At 72.0% G+C, this 17,963-nt stretch carries 16 protein-coding genes; 3 read left to right on the forward strand and 13 right to left on the reverse strand.

Annotated elements, in window-relative coordinates:
* Positions 1 to 293: 293 nt before the first annotated feature.
* A complete protein-coding gene (gene ahcY / locus ABJI51_RS14275; RefSeq protein ID WP_348950977.1) occupies positions 294 to 1,766 on the reverse strand; it encodes an adenosylhomocysteinase in 1,473 nt (490 codons plus the stop codon).
* Between the two features lie 92 nt (positions 1,767 to 1,858).
* Between ahcY and ABJI51_RS14280 the strand changes: the two genes are divergently transcribed.
* Complete coding sequence (locus ABJI51_RS14280; protein WP_348951853.1) at positions 1,859 to 4,117, forward strand: hypothetical protein; 2,259 nt, start codon at positions 1,859 to 1,861, stop codon at positions 4,115 to 4,117.
* Between the two features lie 43 nt (positions 4,118 to 4,160).
* On the opposite strand, the gene ABJI51_RS14285 is transcribed toward ABJI51_RS14280, so the two are convergent.
* The 5 genes from ABJI51_RS14285 to ABJI51_RS14305 form a co-directional block, all read right to left on the reverse strand.
* On the reverse strand, positions 4,161 to 4,856 hold the full coding sequence (locus ABJI51_RS14285; RefSeq protein ID WP_348950979.1) for an LPXTG cell wall anchor domain-containing protein: 696 nt from the start codon (positions 4,854 to 4,856) through the stop codon (positions 4,161 to 4,163).
* A 272-nt stretch (positions 4,857 to 5,128) separates the two neighbouring features.
* Positions 5,129 to 6,655: an amino acid permease gene (locus ABJI51_RS14290; RefSeq protein WP_348950980.1), complete on the reverse strand. Its 1,527-nt coding sequence runs from the start codon at positions 6,653 to 6,655 to the stop codon at positions 5,129 to 5,131.
* A gap of 91 nt (positions 6,656 to 6,746) precedes the next feature.
* Entirely contained in the window at positions 6,747 to 7,664 is a 918-nt protein-coding gene (locus ABJI51_RS14295; protein WP_348950981.1) for a cation diffusion facilitator family transporter, read from the reverse strand.
* A gap of 84 nt (positions 7,665 to 7,748) precedes the next feature.
* Complete coding sequence (locus ABJI51_RS14300) at positions 7,749 to 8,066, reverse strand: helix-turn-helix domain-containing protein (protein WP_348950983.1); 318 nt, start codon at positions 8,064 to 8,066, stop codon at positions 7,749 to 7,751.
* Positions 8,063 to 8,425 carry a type II toxin-antitoxin system RelE/ParE family toxin gene (locus ABJI51_RS14305; protein ID WP_348950985.1) on the reverse strand — a complete coding sequence of 121 codons (363 nt, stop codon included), beginning with the start codon at positions 8,423 to 8,425 and terminating at the stop codon, positions 8,063 to 8,065. The genes ABJI51_RS14300 and ABJI51_RS14305 overlap by 4 nt, the downstream gene beginning before the upstream one ends.
* Positions 8,426 to 8,560: 135 nt before the next feature.
* Here ABJI51_RS14305 and ABJI51_RS14310 point away from each other — a divergent pair, with 135 nt between their 5' ends.
* On the forward strand, positions 8,561 to 11,488 hold the full coding sequence (locus tag ABJI51_RS14310) for an AfsR/SARP family transcriptional regulator (RefSeq protein ID WP_348950986.1): 2,928 nt from the start codon (positions 8,561 to 8,563) through the stop codon (positions 11,486 to 11,488).
* A gap of 222 nt (positions 11,489 to 11,710) precedes the next feature.
* Here the strand turns inward: ABJI51_RS14310 and ABJI51_RS14315 are convergent, their stop codons facing one another.
* The 7 genes from ABJI51_RS14315 to ABJI51_RS14345 all read right to left on the reverse strand — a co-directional run bounded on the left by ABJI51_RS14315 (position 11,711) and on the right by ABJI51_RS14345 (position 17,326).
* Positions 11,711 to 12,262: a hypothetical protein gene (locus ABJI51_RS14315; protein ID WP_348950988.1), complete on the reverse strand. Its 552-nt coding sequence runs from the start codon at positions 12,260 to 12,262 to the stop codon at positions 11,711 to 11,713.
* A gap of 92 nt (positions 12,263 to 12,354) precedes the next feature.
* The gene (locus tag ABJI51_RS14320) at positions 12,355 to 12,834 is read right to left on the reverse strand and encodes a MerR family DNA-binding transcriptional regulator (RefSeq protein ID WP_348950990.1); all 480 of its coding nucleotides are present in this window, start codon (positions 12,832 to 12,834) and stop codon (positions 12,355 to 12,357) included.
* 32 nt (positions 12,835 to 12,866) lie between these two features.
* Positions 12,867 to 14,096, reverse strand: coding sequence for a mannose-6-phosphate isomerase, class I (gene manA, locus ABJI51_RS14325; protein ID WP_348951855.1), 1,230 nt, complete (start codon positions 14,094 to 14,096; stop codon positions 12,867 to 12,869).
* Positions 14,097 to 14,150: 54 nt separating this feature from the next.
* Complete coding sequence (locus tag ABJI51_RS14330) at positions 14,151 to 15,245, reverse strand: hypothetical protein (RefSeq protein WP_348950992.1); 1,095 nt, start codon at positions 15,243 to 15,245, stop codon at positions 14,151 to 14,153.
* Positions 15,229 to 15,450 (reverse strand): Trm112 family protein, encoded by a 222-nt coding sequence (locus tag ABJI51_RS14335; RefSeq protein WP_348950993.1) that lies wholly within the window; start codon positions 15,448 to 15,450, stop codon positions 15,229 to 15,231. Before ABJI51_RS14335 ends, ABJI51_RS14330 begins: the two co-directional genes overlap by 17 nt.
* An 86-nt stretch (positions 15,451 to 15,536) precedes the next feature.
* Positions 15,537 to 16,892 carry a phosphomannomutase/phosphoglucomutase gene (locus tag ABJI51_RS14340; RefSeq protein WP_348950995.1) on the reverse strand — a complete coding sequence of 452 codons (1,356 nt, stop codon included), beginning with the start codon at positions 16,890 to 16,892 and terminating at the stop codon, positions 15,537 to 15,539.
* Positions 16,893 to 16,972: 80 nt separating this feature from the next.
* Positions 16,973 to 17,326, reverse strand: coding sequence for a DUF3499 domain-containing protein (locus tag ABJI51_RS14345; protein WP_033261311.1), 354 nt, complete (start codon positions 17,324 to 17,326; stop codon positions 16,973 to 16,975).
* Between the two features lie 79 nt (positions 17,327 to 17,405).
* Between ABJI51_RS14345 and ABJI51_RS14350 the strand changes: the two genes are divergently transcribed.
* Positions 17,406 to 17,870: a metallopeptidase family protein gene (locus tag ABJI51_RS14350; protein ID WP_348950998.1), complete on the forward strand. Its 465-nt coding sequence runs from the start codon at positions 17,406 to 17,408 to the stop codon at positions 17,868 to 17,870.
* Positions 17,871 to 17,963 lie beyond the last annotated feature (93 nt).

Genomic DNA, 17,963 nt, shown 5'->3' on the forward strand with positions numbered 1-17,963 from the left:
CTACCTACCGGGCCGTGAGGTTCGTGAAGCCAAGAACACCGGAGATTCTACCGCGCAGGCGGTCACAGCACCTCGAACCCGTTGGCTTTCGCTGCTTCGGCCTGACGCTGGTCGCGCGTGACGAAGGGGTGCGCACGGGATAGTTGTCGGTCACCAGCCGCCGGGCGGCCGCGAAGATCCGCCGCGGGGCCAGCGGGATGACTCCGAAGACCTCCCGCGACCCGCAGCGGTTCCGGACGCAGGACAAAGGGCCGCCCCGTACTCTTCCGGGGCGGCCCTGAGCAGGTAAAACGTCAGTACCGGTAGTGCTCCGGCTTGAACGGGCCTTCGACGTCCACGTCGATGTACTCGGCCTGCTCCTTGGTCAGCTTCGTCAGCTCGCCGCCGAGTGCCTCGAGGTGGATGCGGGCCACCTTCTCGTCGAGCTTCTTCGGCAGCCGGAAGACCTCGTTGTCGTACTCCTCGTGCTTGGTGAACAGCTCGATCTGGGCGATCACCTGGTTCGAGAAGCTGTTCGACATCACGAACGACGGGTGCCCGGTCGCGTTGCCCAGGTTCAGCAGGCGGCCCTCGGACAGCACGATGATCGAGTGGCCGTCCGGGAACACCCACTCGTCGACCTGCGGCTTGATGTTCACGCGGCGGATGCCCGGGTAGCGCGCCAGCCCGGCCATGTCGAGCTCGTTGTCGAAGTGGCCGATGTTGCCCAGGATCGCCTGGTGCTTCATCTTGGCCATGTGCTCGGCCAGCACGACGTCCTTGTTGCCGGTCGTCGTGATGACGATGTCGGCCTCGGGCAGCACCGTCTCCAGCTTGCGGACCGCGTAGCCGTCCATCGCCGCCTGCAGGGCGCAGATCGGGTCGATCTCGGTGACGATCACGCGGGCACCCTGACCGCGCAGCGACTCCGCCGCGCCCTTGCCGACGTCGCCGTAGCCGCAGACCACCGCGACCTTGCCGCCGATCAGCACGTCCGTGCCGCGGTTGATGCCGTCGATCAGGGAGTGGCGGATGCCGTAGCGGTTGTCGAACTTCGACTTCGTCACCGCGTCGTTGACGTTGATCGCCGGGAACAGCAGCTCGCCCGACGCCGCGAGCTGGTAGAGCCGCAGGACGCCGGTCGTGGTCTCCTCGGTGACGCCGCGGATGCCCTCGCCGATCCGGGTCCACTTGCCGGTGTCGGCCGCCAGAGAGTTGCGCAGCAGCTCGAGGAAGACCTTCCACTCGTCGGAGTCGTTGTCGTCCGGAGCAGGCACGACGCCGGCCTTCTCGTACTCGGTGCCCTTGTGCACCAGCATGGTGGCGTCACCGCCGTCGTCGAGGATCATGTTCGGGCCCTCGCCGTCCCAGGTGAGCATCCGCTCGGTGCACCACCAGTACTCCTCGAGCGACTCGCCCTTCCACGCGAACACCGGGACGCCCTTGGGCTCCTCGACCGTGCCGTGCGGGCCGACGACGACCGCGGCCGCCGCGTGGTCCTGCGTCGAGAAGATGTTGCAGGAGGCCCAGCGCACCTCCGCCCCCAGCGCGACGAGCGTCTCGATCAGCACCGCGGTCTGCACGGTCATGTGCAGCGAGCCCGAGACGCGGGCCCCGCGCAGCGGGTAGACCTCCGCGTATTCGCGGCGCAGCGCCATCAGTCCCGGCATCTCGTGCTCGGCGAGGCGGATCTCCTTGCGGCCGAACTCGGCGGCCTCGAGGTCGGCGACGGCGAACTCGATGCCGTTGCGGGTCTCGTGCCGCTTGGCAACGCTTTCGGGGGTCATAGTGGCGATTCCTCCAAGACTCGATGACACCGGAACACTACCGTTGTCCGCTCGACTGCCCCTAGAATGGTTAGGAGACCCTTACCGTGCCCATGCCCGGCCCGGACACCCGCGTCGTCGAAATCCGCGTCGCCGGGCTGGTCGGCACCAGCGGGGAAACGCTGCTCGACGCGGTCTCCACCGTCGACGTCGCCGGCGACGGGCTGGGCCGGGTGATCCGCCCGGCCGACCGGTTGCGCAGGCCGGCCCCCGGCCCGGTGCTGCCGGCCCTCGGCCGGTCGATCCCGCGGACCCTCGAAGGCTACCTCTGGCACGGCATGACCTCGGGCGGCGCCGCGAAGGCCACCTGGGCGCTGCTGTTCCCGTTCTCCCTCGCCAACGTCGCGTTCTGGATGCTGCCGCCGGTCCCGCCGGACCGGCGGCTCCCCCGCGTCCTCGGCGCGGTCTGCCGCGGCCTGCTGCGCGTCGGCGCGCTGCTGCTGACGATGCTGCTGATGGGCCAGCTCGCGGCGATCGCGCTCGACCTGTTCGCCGCGCAGTGCCTCGCGCCCGCGTCGGGCTGCCTGCCCGCGGTCCCCGACGTCCTGCGCACGACGCCGTCGCGGATCGCCCTCGGCGTGCTGCCGCTGCTGGCCGTGATCTTCGTGCTGCACCGGATCTCCTCGGCGACCTGGGCGGTGCACGCCGACGGCGACCTCACCGGCGGGCCGCTGCGGATGCGTGCCGACCCCGAGACCCCGGCGCTGCGCTGCCTGCACACCGTCGCGGCGCTGGCGTCGGTCGCACTCCTGCTGCTCGGCGGCCCGTTCCGCGTGCCGGGTGACACCGTCGATCTCGTCGCCTGGATCGTGACGCTGGCGCTGGTGCTCGCCACGGTCGTGGCGGCGGCGATCGGCGTCGACACCGGCCGCTTCGCCCGGCCCGGCGTGATCGGGTTCGCGGTCCTGCTGGTCGTCGTGGCGGCAGTCCGGCTGCGCCCCGGCACCGGCTCGCTGCCGGGGACGAACGGCGTGGTCGAAGGCCTCGGCGCCGCGCTGGTCGTCGTCACGGTGCTGTTCGCGGTGTTCCTGGCGCCGGCCGCGCTGCTGGCCCGGCCCGGCTGGCAGCACAAGCCGCGGCGGCTGCGGCCGTGGATGGGCGGCTGGGCGGCCGCGCCGGTGCTCGCGCTGGCCGGACTGCTCGGCGGCGGGTTCGGCGCGGGCCTCGCCGAAGCCGTCCGCCGGCTTTCCGGCGCGGAATCCCTGCGCGTGCCGGACACCTATGTGCTGGTCACGGTCCTGTGGGGAGCCGGGCTGGCGCTGGCCGCGGTGCTCGGCGTGGTCGGGTTCGCGGTCGCCGTCCCGCTGCGGCGGCTGCGGCGGGGCATCCCGGAGATCGTCAAGCTGATGGAGCACGACCGGCAGCAGGAGACCCGGGCCGCGGCGGCGTGGGCGCGGTCGGCGTGGGAACGGCGGCACCTGCACCACCTGGCGCTGGCGGTGGCGAGCGCGATGTCCGTCGGCGGCGCGGCACTGCTGGTGCTGCGCTTCGGGTTCGGGCTGGTCCCCGGCTGGTTCGGGCCGCTGTCCGCGATCGGCGTGATCGCGCTGGGTGCGCTGGCCGCGGGCCTGCTGCGCGTGGTCTACACGGCCGCGCGCACGCCGCAGCGCAGCCGTCACCTCGGCGCGCTGGCCGACCTCGTCTGCTTCTGGCCGCGGGCGGCCCACCCGACGGTGCCGCCCTGCTACGCACTGAAAGTCGTCCCGGAACTGGCCGCGCGGGCCCGCGAGCACCTCGCCGAGCCGGGGACGCGGGTGGTGCTCTCCGGCTACAACCTCGGCAGCCTGCTCACGGTCATGGCCGCCGCCCGGCTGGCGGCCGAGCTGCCGAAGGCGGACCTCGAACGCGTCGGCGTGCTGACCGCCGGCTCGCCGTTGCAGTGGGGCTACCAGCGCGCGTTCCCGGCGTTGCTGCCGCAGGAGGCGCTGGAACAGCTCTTCGCCGACCTCGGCGGCCGGTGGCGGGCGTTGTGCCGCGGCACGGACATCTTCGGCGGCGGCGTGACGACCTGGCGGCACTCCGTCGCCGACCGGCAGCTGCACGGCGTCGGCTTCCGGCCCGAAGGCGGTCACGGCCCGGTGTCGGCGACGGCCGACGGCAACGGCGTCCTCATCCTCGGCGGCGACCACTGGCTGCCGGACCCGCTGCGCGGCCCGACCGGGCGGCACCGCTGGGCACCCGGGGTGCTCCGGCACCAGGACTACCTGGCCGACGCGGAATGGGACCACGCCGTCGCGATGGCCGCCGGCCTCGGCAAGCCCGCCGGCGGCGAGCAGGGCCTGCTCTTCGGGGACTTCCCCCCGAAACGGTGAAGGCCCCTCGCCTGGGGCGAGGGGCCTTCGACCGGTCAGAACGTCACTCGGACGCCTTGCGGCGGAACTTCAGCAGCGCGAGCAGGCCGCCACCGGCGACCAGCAGCAGGCCCGCGATCCAGATGAGCCAGCTGTTGTCGAAACCGGTGTTGGCCAGGCCGCCGCCGGTGCCCGACTCGTTGCCCGCCGGCACGGCGGCCGGAGCGGTGGTGCTGGTCGGCGACACAGTCGTCGAGGTGGCCGGGGTGCTCGGCTTCGACGAGGTCGGCGTCGACGGCTTGGTCGTCGGCGCGCTGGTCTCCGGCGGGGTGGTCTTGGTGGTGCCGCAGACGAACCAGTGGCTGATCGTCGGGACCTGGCGGCCGCCGTTCAGCGGCGACTTCAGGTCCTTCCACGGCAGGTCGCCCAGCTTCTCGGGCTTGTAGATGTTGTAGCCGTCGCCGCCCTTGACCACGACCGCGGTGATGGTGACGCCCTTGGCGACACCCTTGATCGTCAGGGTCTTGTCCTTGTTCTCGACGCCGCCCTCGATGTCGATGACGTCGGTCGGCAGCTCGTCGGACCGGACCAGCGTCTGACCGGGGAGCTTGGCGTCCTCGCAGGTGGACGCGTTCTTCGGGACCGGCGTGGCCCGGCCGTCGGACGGGTAGCAGGCCAGCGCGGAACCGGCGGTCCCGATCAGGGCGGCGGTGGTGAGCGCCATGACCGCGACGGCGCCGCGGAAGGTACGTCTGCGCATTGAGTTCTCCTGTACCGAACGGGGGAGGAACGGCAAAAACCTGGGCGGTCGAACGCCACCGCCCGTAGTAATTACGCGGCGGTAATTCACCCGTCGGTGGCGCACGAAGGCTCGAAAGGTATCGCACGTCACCCCGCCTCTCACGCGGGGTCCCCCTTTGCGCACGAACCGCAAGATCGTCTTGACCCCGCCGTTACCCGGCGTTCCGTCAGCGGCCGCAAAAAGCCCCGCCGACCTGGGGATCCAGGCCGACGGGGCTTTTCAGGAGCAAGTCAGGCTTCGGACGACGGCACGGGCTCGCCGGTCCCCTCCGCCTGCCGCTTGCCGAGCAGCGAATGCCGCCTGCTGTAGCCGAAGTAGATCAGCACGCCCAGCACCATCCAGGCGACGAACCGCAGCCAGGTCAGCACGGTCAGGTTCAGCATCAGCCACAGGCAGGCCAGGATCGCCAGGATCGGGATCACCGGCACCCACGGCACGCGGAACGCGCGGGGCAGGTCCGGCCGCGTCCGGCGCAGCACCAGCACGCCCGCCGAAACGAGCACGAACGCGAAGAGCGTGCCCACATTGACCATTTCTTCCAGTTTGTCCGCCGGGAAGAACGTCGCCGCGACCGCGACCAGGCCGCCCACGATGAGCGTCGCGCGCATCGGCGTGCCGTGCTCACCCGTCTTCGCGAGCCCGCGCGGCATCAGGCCGTCGCGCGACATCGCGAAGATGATCCGGACCTGGCCCAGCATGAGGACCATGACGACGGTGGTCAGGCCGGCGAGCGCGCCGAAGGAGATGATGTTGGCCGCCCAGTCGACGCCGTTCATCGCGAAGGCGGTGGCCAGCGTCTTGTGGCTACCGTCGCCCGCCGACGTCGCGAGGTCCTTGTACGACACCATCCCGACGACCACCAGCGACACCGCGACGTAGAGCACGGTCACGATGACCAGCGAGCCCATGATGCCCCGCGGAACGGCCTTCTGCGGGTTCTTCGTCTCCTCCGCGGTGGTCGCGACGATGTCGAAGCCGATGAAGGCGAAGAACACCAGCGACGCGCCCGCGAGCAGGCCGAAGACACCGAACGAGCTGCTCGCGCCGCCCGCGATCAGCGAGAACAGCGACTGGTCGACCCCCGTCTGGGCGGCGCTGCCGCTGACCTCCGGCGGCACGTACGGCGAGTAGTTGGCGCCCTTGATGTAGAAGATGCCCAGGATGATCACGAACAGCACCACGGCGACCTTGATGCCGGTGATCACCATCGAGACCCGCGACGACAGCTTCGTCCCGAGGGCCAGCAGGAGCGTCAGGACCGCCACGACGACGAGGGCACCCCAGTCGACGGTCACGCCGCCTGCCACGAACGTCGTCTTCGTGCCCTTGCCGAAGAGGTAGCCGAGCACCGTCTCCAGGTACACCGACCAGCCCTTGGACACCGCGGCCGCGCCGACGGCGAGCTCCAGGATCAGGTCCCAGCCGATGATCCAGGCCATGAACTCGCCGAAAGTGGCGTAGGAGAACGTGTACGCGCTGCCGGCGACCGGCACGGTCGAGGCGAACTCGGCGTAGCACAGGGCCGCCAGCGCGCAGGCGATCGCGGCGAACACGAAGGCCAGCGAAACCGAGGGCCCGGCGTAATCCCCTGCCGTGCGCGCGGTCAGCGTGAAGATACCGGCGCCGATGACGACCGCGACACCGAAAACCGTAAGGTCCCAGGCACTGAGGTTCCGCCGGAGCTTGGTCTCCGGCTCGTCAGTGTCCGCAATGGACTGTTCGATCGATTTAGTGCGCCACAATCCCGTTCCGGGCACCGTTGACCTCCTCCGGCCGTTTTTCGCCGTAGGTCACCCTAACGGGTCAGGTACGGCCCGGCTTGCCGAAGGTGACGAAGTGGATCTTGGGCTAACGCGCAAGGCTGCGGTCGAGGTCCGGCTCGAGGTAGATCAGCTTGGCGACCGGCACCTTGGCGCGGACGCGGGCCTCGGCGTCGTCGATGGCCTGGGCCACCGCGGCGGTGTCGAGCCCCGGCACCATCGCCAGCTTCGCCGCGACGAGCAGCTCGTCCGGCCCGAGGTACTGGGTGCGGATGTGGATGACCCGCTCGACCTTGCCCGCGGCGAGCTCGTCGACGATCGTCGCGAGCACGCTCGCGGTGGCGCCTTCGCCGATGAGCAGGCTCTTCATCTCGACGATGAGGATGATGGCGATGACCCCGAGCAGCGCCCCGATCGCGAGGGTGCCGACGCCGTCCCAGACCGGGTCGTCGGTGACCACGGAAAGGCCGACGCCGGCCAGCGCGAAGACGAGGCCGAGCAGCGCACCGGCGTCCTCCAGCAGCACGACGGGCAGCTCGGGTTCCTTCGCCTGCCGGATGAAACCCCACCAGGTGGCATCGCCCTTGATCTTCTTCGACTCGGTGATCGCGGTGAAGAAGCTGTAGCCCTCCAGGCACAGCGCGACGACCAGGATGATCACCGCGACGATCGGCGACTCGAGCGGCTCGGGGTGGCCGATCTTGTGGATGCCTTCGTAGATCGCGAAGGCCGACCCCAGCGTGAAGAGCATGAGGGCGACGATGAAGGAGTAGAAGTACCGGTCCCGGCCGTAGCCGAAGGGGTGCGCCTGGTCCGCCGCCCGCTTCGAGGTCTTCTGGCCGAGCAGCAGCAGCCCCTGGTTGGAGGTGTCGGCCAGCGAGTGCACGGACTCCGCCAGCATCGACGACGACCCGGTGACGAGGAAGCCGGCGAACTTCGCCGCCGCGATCCCGGCGTTGGCCCCGAGTGCCGCGATGATCGCCTTGGTTCCGCCTCCAGCTGACACGACCGCTCCCCTGGTTGGTCCCGAATGTCCGGGTGGAGCGTAATGGGCGTGGTCCCGCCCGCTCGGCACCGGCCGGGGATTCGCTCAGGCGATGGCGGCGATCTCCCCGTCGTCGAAGTGGATCGCCTGGTGCAGGCGACCCCCCAAAGCCGCAGCGTAACGGGCGAGCACGTCGAAGCCGGCGATGTTGCCCTGCTCGATCTGGGAGATCCGGCCCTTGGTGACCCCCATCCGCTCGGCCAGCTGATGCTGGGTCAGGCCCCGGCTCCGGCGGATCTCCGCGAGCCGGTGCCCCTGGACCGTGGCGAGAAGTTCCTCCTTGCCCGCCGCGACCGCTGCTTCTCCCCCGGCGCGCTCGACATGCGCCGCCCGGACGTCCTGCCAGCGGGTGTATCCCGTCATGGTCGGCCCTCCTCTGCCTGCCGTTCCTTGAGGTAGCGGTCATACCGGTCTTCGGCCAGCGGGATTGCCTCGCGGTACCACGCGCTCCACCGGTCTGCCTTGTCCCCGGCGACGAGCAGGACGCTCGACCGCCAAGGGTCGAAGACGAACAGGATGCGCACCGTTCCCGGCCGTAGTTCCTTCAAGTTCGGAACGTTCGAACCGGCGATCGTGTCGACCAGAGGACGCCCCAGTCCGGGACCACCCTCCGCCAGTGCATCGATCGCCTGGACGACACGGGCGTGCGTCGCGTCGTCCAGCTGCTCGATCCATTCGAGGACTTCGTCGACGACATAGATTTCCCAGTCCTGAGCGACCATCGTGCGAGTATAGCTATTACTATACTCGCCACGAATGAGCGAAGGCAAGCTGAAGCTGTTCGATCCCCTCGAACCGCCCCGTTCTGTCGTACCCCTTCGCTACGGTGACCGTTCCGCTACCGGGGGAAGGTCGACATGGCGCATTTCGGCGTGCTCGGGCCGCTGGCCATCGAAAGCCCGCCCGGGCAGTGGCTGGTGCTGCGGGGTGAACGGCAGCGCACGCTGCTGGCCGTGCTGCTGCTCAACGCCGGCCGGCACGTTCATGTCGACGTGCTGGTCGAAGCGCTGTGGCCGGGTGGGCCGCCCAAGTCGTACACCTCGAACCTGCACACCTACCTCTCCCGGCTGCGCGACCGGATCGACGGCCTGCGGGTCGAGCACGGGCCGCTCGGCTACCGGCTGCTCGTCGAGCCCGACGAGCTGGACCTGCTCGTCTTCCGGGCCGCCGTTGCCGAAGGGCGGCGGGCCGGGGAGGCCGCCGTCGCCGCGCGGCACTACCGGCGGGCGCTGGCGCAGTGGCGGGGGCCGGTGCTCGCCGGGCTGCACGTTCCGCAGCTCGACGCCGACATCGCGCGGCTGGAGTCCGAACGGCTCGCCGTCTTCGAAGACTGCGCCGACGCCGAACTCGGCGCCGGGCGGCACGGGGAACTCACCGGTGAGCTGCAAGCCATGATCACCGCGCACCCGCTGCGGGAACGGCTTGCCGGACAGCTGATGATCGCGCTGCACCGGGCCGGGCGGCAGGGGGACGCGCTGGCGGTCTACCGGCGGCTGCGGACCACCCTGATCGAAGAACTCGGCGTCGAGCCCGGCGCGGAGGCCCGCCGGGTGCACGCGGCCGTCCTGCGTGGCGAGGACCCCGTGCCGCGGCTGCCACCCGCGGGGTGGCCCGTGTGCCAGCTGCCGCCGGACATCGGGGACTTCACCGGCCGCGACGCCGAGCTGGCGCAGCTCACCGACGTCCTGGCCGACAGCAACGGCGTTCCCCTCGCGGTGGTCAGCGGCGAGCCGGGCGCGGGCAAGAGCACGCTGGCCGTGCGGGCCGCGCACCGGCTGCGCGCGCAGTTCCCGGACGGCCAGCTCTACGTGCCGCTCGGCGGGCGGCCGATCGGCGAGGTGCTGGCCGATCTCCTGCGCGCGCTGGGCGTGCCGGGCCCCGCGGTGCCGGACGACGTGCGGGCGCGCGCGGCGGTGTTCCGGGGCCGCCTCACCGACCGGCGGGTGCTGGTCGTGCTCGACGACGCCGGGGACCCGGGTGACGTCCGCACGCTGCTGCCGGGGACGCCGGGCTGCGCGGTGCTCGTCACGAGCCGCCGACGGCTGAGCGGGCTCGCCGGGGCGCACCGGCTGGCACTCGGGCCCCTCTCCGGACCGGACGCCACCGAGCTGCTGAACCGGCTCGCCGGGGCCCGCGTGGCCCGCGAGCGCGCCGACGCCGAGCGGATCATCGCGGCCTGCGCGCGGCTGCCGCTGGCGCTGCGGATCGCCGGCAGCAGGCTGGCCATCCGCCCGCACCTGCGGCTCGGCGAGCTGGCCTGCCGGCTCGAGGACGAAGTCCGCCGCCTCGACGAGCTGACCGTGAGCGACCTCGCCGTCCGCAGCAGCATCGCGCTGAGCTACGACGGCCTGCGCCCGCCGGCGCAGCGCGCCTTCCGCCTGCTCGGCCGCTGCCACCTGGCCGACCTGCCTGCCTGGGCGGTGACGACGCTGGTCGGCGAGCCGGACGCCGACGAGGCGGTCGAGGAACTCGTCGAGGCGAGCCTGCTGGAGGCCCGCGGGCCGGACGTCACCGGCGAAGGCCGGTACCGGATGCACGACCTCGTCCGGTTGTACGCCGCGGAACTGGCCGAGGACACCGGCGGTCTGCAGACGGTGCTGACGGCGACCCTCGCGCTGGCCGGTGCGGCGGCGGCCCGGCTGCCGCGCACGGTGCCGATGCCGGCGTTCGATTACGGGCCGTCCGCGCAGCCGTTGCCGGACGCGCTGGTGACGCGGCTGCTGGAACGTCCGGACGACTGGTTCACCGCCGAGCGCGCGAACCTCGTCCGGCTGCTCGGGCACCTGGAGCCGCGGAAAGCATTGGCCCTGCTGGACAAGCTGAGCGTCCACCTGTACCTGCACGGCCGGTACGCCGAGATGCGCGCGGCGTACGAGACGGTGCTGGCGACGGCGGACCCGGCGACCGCGCTGCTCGCCGAGGCCACGCTCGCGCTGCTGCGGCACGAACGCGGGCAGTACGAGGAGGCCGCGGCCGCGTACCGCCAGTGCGCGAAGGAGCTGGAAGCGCGTGGCGACCGCCACACCCACGCGTGGGTCGCGGCGAACCTGGCGCACTGCCTGATCGGGCTCGGCCACGCGGAAGAGGCGCTGCAGACGGCGGCCCGCGCCCGCGAACTGTTCACTGTGGACGGACGGCCGGAGCCGATCCGGGTCCGCTCGGCGGAGTCCGCGGCGCTGCTGCGGCTCGGCCGGGTGACGCAGGCGCGGGACGTCGACCGGATCGCGCTGGCGTCGGCACGGGAAACCGGCGACGCCCGCCAGATCGGCATGGCCCTGCACGGGTTCGCGTGGTCGTCGCTGCTGACCGGCGACGACCGGGAAGCGGCGGCGGCGATCGCGGAGTCGGTGGACAGGCTGCGCTCCACGATGGCCCGCTCGGCGCTGGCGAAGTCGTTGCGCACCCAGGGCGCGATCTCGGCGACCACGGGCGAGCGCGAACGCGCGATGGCGGCGTTCGGCGAAGCCCGTGAGCTGGCCAGGGAGCTGGACGAGCGGCCGCGGGAACTGTCGTGTGCCCGCGCGCTGGCGGCGGGCTGGATCGGCGAAGGCCATGCAGCACAAGCGATCCCGGTGCTGCGGGAGTGCCTGACGGAGTTCCGCGCCATGGGTGGCCGGTCCGCGACCGGCCTGACCTGGCTGGTCCTGCAGCGAGCCTGCGAAGCCATCGGCGATACGACGTCGGCGGCGGAAGCCGCCGCGGAGGCGGCGAACCTGGCGGACCCGCGCGACGCCAGCGCGGCCGCCGTCCGGCGGGCCCTGCTGGCCCTCACCGAACCGGCCTGAAGACAAACCGGGGTGGTGCCGCCCCCTCCACGACACCACCCCGAGCCCACGGACGCCGGGCACCCCCCGCCCGGCGCCACCCCCAGGGAACTTCGAACTCGCGGCCCCGGGCCGCCAGGAGCCCGGCTCACCCCGCCCAGGCCAAGCGTCTTGAATGACTCATTCAAGACCTCGGAGGTCCTGAATGACTCATTCAAGACACCGAAGCCCGGCCGCGTGCCCCTAACGACCCTTGCGTGCCTTGGCGTACCGGTTCACCGGCGGCAGCCACGACAGCACGATGACGGCCAGGCCGGTCGCGACGGCGAGCCAGGCGACCCCGCGGATGGCCGCGGTCGAACCCTCGATGTCGGTGGCGAGCCGTACGGCCACCCCGGCCGCCGTCAGTGCCGCCAGCGTCAGCAGCACGCGGATCCACACCGCACCGCGCAGCGCGAGCAGCCCCCAGAACAGCAGCACGACACCGAAGAAGACGGCGATGCCGCCGCGGACCGCGAGTGTGGCCTGCACCTCGTCGAGCGCCGCCTCCAGCAGCATCCCGCCGTCGGCCTTCACCGACTCGGCGGAGGCGCCGGTCATGCTCGCGATCGTCCGCGCCGCGGCGTCCAGCGCGAGGTCGCGCCCGCCGGCGAACAGCATGATGCCGTCGACGATCAGCGCCAGCGCCGAGACGACGGCGACACCGGCCAGTCCCGTCAGCAGCCCGGGACGGGACGGAGCCACGACCGGGGCAGGCTGGGGAAGCCCGGTCGCGGCAGGGGGATAAGCAGTCACAAGCTCGTTCTCCTCGAAAATCGACACATCGGGACGGCAGAACCATCCCGATGAGCGATAGTGGAGAAGGGCGCCACACGGAACGTACACAGTCATTCGTGCAGCCGCGCGTGCGAGCGCGCCAGCGGCTCGCCGGCGAGCCGGGCGGTGACTCCGGCGTCGAAGTGCGGGCAGTGCGTGATGTCCTCGTGGGGACACCGCAGTCCGTGCTCGATGGCTTCGCGGGCGGCCTGTGCCTTGGCGATCTGCTCGTCGAGTTCCGCCAGCTTGCGCCGGGCGAGGAGTTCCCATTCCCCGGCGTGGCGTGCGGCCAGCAGGGCCTTCTGCTCGGCGAGGGTGAATCCCGCGTCGCGGAAGAGCAGGATCGCGCCGACGAGCCGGGCCGCCGAGCCGGGATAGCGGCGCTGCCCCGACACCCTGACGGGCGCGGGAAGCAGGCCGATTTCCTCGTAGTGACGCAGGGCCACGGTGGTGACGCCGGTACGGCGGGCCAGTTCGCCGATGGTGAGCAGGTCCGCGTCGGCTCCGGGTGCGCTCGAAGGCGTTGACTGCCGGCCAGGGGAAGACGACATGGAACCAGCATTCCACGAGCGGTCCTCGCGGCTCAGTCCTCGCAGGTGCCCGCGGTGGCCCTGAACAGCTGGGAGCGCGCCCCACCCAGTGGCCGCACATGCACCGGCGGGTCCGCCGCCGGCAGCCACACCGACTGACCGCGGCGCAGCTCGACCTTCTCGCCGTCGTCCGCGGTCACCAGCAGGTCGCCCGCCGTGCACAGGAGGATCTGCGGGCCGGTGCTGTCGACCGCGATCTCGTCGGACTGGCCGTCCGCCCACTCCACCCGCGACAGCTCGAACTCCGGCGCGTCCGTGTGGTACACGGCCATCCGGCCGCCCACGTCGCCGCACTGGACCGGCATCTCGCCGCACGCGAAGTCCACCACGCGCAGCAGCTCCGGCACGTCCACGTGCTTCGGCGTCAGGCCGCACCTGAGGATGTTGTCCGAGTTGGCCAGGATCTCCACGGCCGTTCCGTGCAGGTACAGGTGCAGGTTGCCGGCCGGCAGGTAGATCGCCTCGCCCGCGCGCAGCGTCAGCCGGTTCAGCAGCAGCGCCGCCAGCACGCCCGCGTCCCGCGGGTGCGCCTCGCCCAGCTCCAGGATCGTGCGGCACTCGACCGCGAACTCGCCGTGCTCCTGGACGTGCCGGACGCAGGCGTCCAGCACCTCCGGCAGCAGCGAGTCCAGCGACGGCTGCGGCAGCGTGATCCACGTCGTGAACAGCGCACGCAACCCGGACGGGTCCGGCTGGGCCTCCAGCAGCCCGGTGTACTTCGCCAGCCCCGGCGTCTCGATCGCCTTGAGCAGCTTCACCGTGCGGTCCGGCGTGCGGAACCCGGCCAGCGCGTGGAACTCCGTCAGCGCGCACACCAGTTCCGGCTTCGCCGTCGGGTCCGGGTAGTTGCGGTTCGGCGCGTCCCGCGGGATGCCCAGCCGCTCCTCGCGGGCGTGGCCCTCCGCGGCCTGCGCCGCCGACGGGTGCGCCTGCATCGACAGCGGTTCCTCCGCCGCCAGGATCTTCAACAGGAACGGGAGCCGCCCGCCCCACCGCTTCGCGCACCGCTCGCCCAGCTGCGTCACCGGATCGGCGTCCACCAGCTCCAGCAGGCTCCGCTCGGTGCCGTCCGGGGCGATCACGTGCGACGGGTCACCCGGGTGGGCGCCCATCCACAGCTCGGCCTCGGGGTGCGGCGCGGGTACCGGACGGCCCAGCAGCTCGGGGATCGCCGTCCGCGATCCCCAGGCGTAGGGCCGCACCGCGTTGCGCAGCAGCTCCACTGTCACCTCAACTCCACTCCTTCGGCACCGGTCGTCGCCGGTGCTCGGCGGGTCTCACGCCGTCGCGGGCGCGAAGCGGCCCGCGCCGCCGATGCTGCCCGCCGCCAGCCCGAGATAGACCGCCGCCAGTTCGAACCGCAGCGCCAGCACCGCGGCCCGCACGATTTCGTCCGCCTCGATCTCCTCGGCCGGGGCGATGACGTCCGCGTCCGGCAGCAGATCCTCGGCCTGGTAACGCGCCGCGTCCGTCGCCGGGCCCGTGCGCACCGAGAGCAGCAGCACCCGGGTCGGGATGTCACCAGGGGAATCGTCCGGATCGGCGAAGATGTCACGCTCACCGCCGCCGGACTGCGCCGCCCGCCGCAGTGCGGGACGCGCCAGTGCCTGACGATAGTCCTCGACGTCGCACACCGTGGCCGCGTGCGCGGCGAACGCGTGCGCGGCGTGCTCGCCGACGGCGACCGCGACCGGGTCCAGCCCCCACAGCAGCGGCACGCGGTCCGCCACCCGCAGCGCGAGCGCCTTGGCCGGGTTCGCGAACGACTCCCTGGCCAGGTAGTCCTTCTCGGCCTCCAGGTCCAGCTGGTCGGCCAGCACCTGGACGTCGGAGATCAGCAGGCCCAGCGCGTTCGCGGTGAGCAGCCCGGCGGCCAGCCCGCGCGGGAACGCCAGCTCCGGCGGCACCGGGACGCGCGGCGCCAGCAGCAGGCCCTTGCCCGCCACGGCGGCCGCCACCGGGCCCTCCGACGGCGCCGACAGCACCACCGAAGCGCCGTAGCGCGCGGCACGCTCCAGCGACGCGGCCAGTTCGCGGTCGCCGGGGTCGTCGGTGTGCGCGAACACGACGTCGAGCGCGCCGATCCAGCTCGGCACCACCTCGGCGACGACCACCGGCACCGGGCAGGACGGCGTCAGCAGGGCGGCCAGCAGCCGCGTGAGCGTGCGGCTCACGCCCGGCCGGTCGATGAGCACGAGGGCGCGCGGACGGCCCATGTCGAGCCGCTCGGACAGCTCCAGCTCGGCCGCCAGCTCGGCGGTCGCCCGCACCTGGGCGCCCGCCATCGCGGCAGCGCGGAGCAGCCCCGCGCTGTCGGCCTCGGCCAGCCGCGCGGGGTCGTCGAGCAGCGTGTCGTCAAGCACTGTCGGCATCGGAGTTTCCGTTGTCCCCGGGCTGGGTGGCCTCGTCGAGGAGCAGCACCGGGATCCCGTCACGCACCGGGTACACCCGGCCGCATTCGGTGCACGTCAGCGCGTCGGCCTCGGGGTCGTCCGGCGCCCCGGGACGCAACGGGGCGTGATCCGGTGACGGGCACGCCAGGATCTCGAGAAGCTGGGCGTCGAGCGTGATGGCCATGGTTCCTCCATACCACGCGAGAGACTGTGGGGAAGAGCACTTCAGGACACAGTTCGGCCCCGGAGCGCCCGGTGGTTTCGGACGGGTCAGCTGCGGATGATCGCGAGTACCTCGTCCACCAGCCCCTGCACGGCCTCGGCGTTCGCGGCCTCGACGTTCAGCCGGAGCAGCGGTTCGGTGTTCGACGGGCGCAGGTTGAACCACGCGCCGCCGGGCAGCTGCACGGTGAGGCCGTCCAGCTCGTCGATCTCGACGCCGGAGCGGGCGCCGAAGGTGTCCTTGACGGCCATCATCTTCGCGACCTGGTCGTCGACCGTGGAGTTGATCTCACCGGAGGCGGCGTACCGCGAGTACGCGCTGGTCAGCTCGGACAGCGGGCCGCTCTGCTCGCCGAGCGCGGCGAGGACGTGCAGCGCCGCGAGCATGCCGGTGTCGGCGCGCCAGAAGTCGCGGAAGTAGTAGTGCGCGGAGTGCTCGCCGCCGAAGATGGCGCCGGTGCGGGCCATCTCGGCCTTGATGAACGAGTGCCCGACGCGGGTGCGGACCGGCTTGCCGCCGTGCTCGGCGACGATCTCCGGCACGCCCTTGGACGTGATCAGGTTGTGGATGATCGTGCCGCCCGGGTCCTTGGCCAGCTCGCGGACGGCGACCAGCGCGGTGATCGCGCTCGGCGAAACCGGCTCGCCGCGCTCGTCGACGATGAAGCAGCGGTCGGCGTCGCCGTCGAAGGCGATGCCCGCGTCCGCCCCCACCTCTCGCACCTTCGCCTGCAGGTCGACGATGTTGGCCGGGTCGAGCGGGTTGGCCTCGTGGTTCGGGAAGCTGCCGTCCAGCTCGAAGTACATCGGCACGATCTCGATCGGGAGCCCGGCGAAGACGGTCGGGACGGTGTGCCCGCCCATGCCGTTGCCGGCGTCGACGACGACCTTCAGCGGACGGCTGCCCGACAGGTCGACCAGCTTGCGCAGGTAGGCGGCGTAGTCGGCGAGGACGTCCCGCTCGGTCACCGTGCCGCGCTGCCCCTCGAACCCGGGCACGCCCTGCTCGACGGTGTCGCGGATCTCGGCGAGCCCGGTGTCCTGGCCGACCGGGGACGCGCCGGCGCGGCACAGCTTGATGCCGTTGTACTTGGCCGGGTTGTGGCTGGCGGTGAACATCGCGCCCGGCAGGTTCAGCGAGCCCGACGCGAAGTACAGCTGGTCGGTGCTGGCCAGGCCGATGCTGACCACGTCGAGGCCCTGCGAGGTGACGCCGTCGGCGAACGCGGCGGCCAGCGACGGCGACGAGTCGCGCATGTCGTGGCCGATCACCACCGACGGCGCCTCCGGCTTGATGAGCAGGGCGAACGCCGCGCCGAAGTCGCGGACGAGCGCCGCGTCGAGCTGCTCGCCGACCACGCCGCGAATGTCGTAGGCCTTCACGATGCCCGAAAGGTCTGGCACGCCGTCTCCCCGCGAATAGTCGTCCTGGCGCCCGCTGCGCCGCGCGGAAAGCCTACCGGCGGTGTGAGTGGCTTACGCGTTCAGGCGCGGCCCGGCAGGACCCGCAGGTGGCCGCGGCGGCCGGACGGGCCTTCCGGCTCCGGCGCGGGCGCGGGCTTGTCGGAGCGGCCCGCCTCGCGCACGGCCTCGGCCAGCGCGGTCAGTTCGTCGGCCGACGGGTCCGGCGCGGCGAAGGCGCCTTCGTGCCGGACGACTTCCCAGCCCTTCGGGACGGTCAGCCGCAGCGCGTGGGCTTCGCAGAGGTCGTACGAATGCGGCTCGGAGGCAGTGGCCAGCGGGCCGACGACGGCCGTGGAGTCGCTGTACGCATACGTCAGCGTGGCCACAGCTGGCTCGAGACAGCCAGTACGCGAACACTTCCGTACGCTCCGCACGGTTCGAAACGATAGCGCGTCGCCGCAAGCCCGGAGGAGCGACACGCGCTGCGAACCGCCGACCGCATAGACTTCTGACGTGGCGACGGCTCGTGACTACCGACAGCGGCGGCGCCTGCGACGGGACCGGCACGGCCGGGGCCTGCGCGGGACGCTGTATCCGGCGACCCTGCCCGCCGCCGCGAGCCGCGCGGAGCGCTTCGACGCGCTGGTGCTCGACGCGCTGGAGCCGATCGAGGCCCGCTGGCGCCACGAGCTGACGAAGCTCGACGTGGCGGTCGACGACGTGCCGGAGATCCGGGACAACGGCCACTCCCCCGCGGACGGCGTCCTGCACGACGGCGCGGTCCCGCTGTCCCGCCTGGTCCCGGCGGGGGTCGACCGCACGGGAATGCCGACGCGCGCCCGGATCGTGCTCTACCGGCGGCCGCTGGAGGCGCGGGCGAAGGACCCGTCCGAGCTGGCCGACCTGGTGCACGACGTGCTGGTCGAGCAGGTGGCGGGCTACCTCGGCGTGGAACCGGACGTCATCGAAGGCGAGTAACTCCCGGCCCGAGTGCGCTCAACGCACCGAAGGCGAACGGCCAATTGGTGACCTACTGCCCCGACGGGCAGAACGCAGGCCCGGCGCGGGGCG

This window comes from Amycolatopsis melonis (assembly GCF_040064235.1).
Taxonomy (GTDB): Bacteria; Actinomycetota; Actinomycetes; order Mycobacteriales; family Pseudonocardiaceae; genus Amycolatopsis; species Amycolatopsis melonis.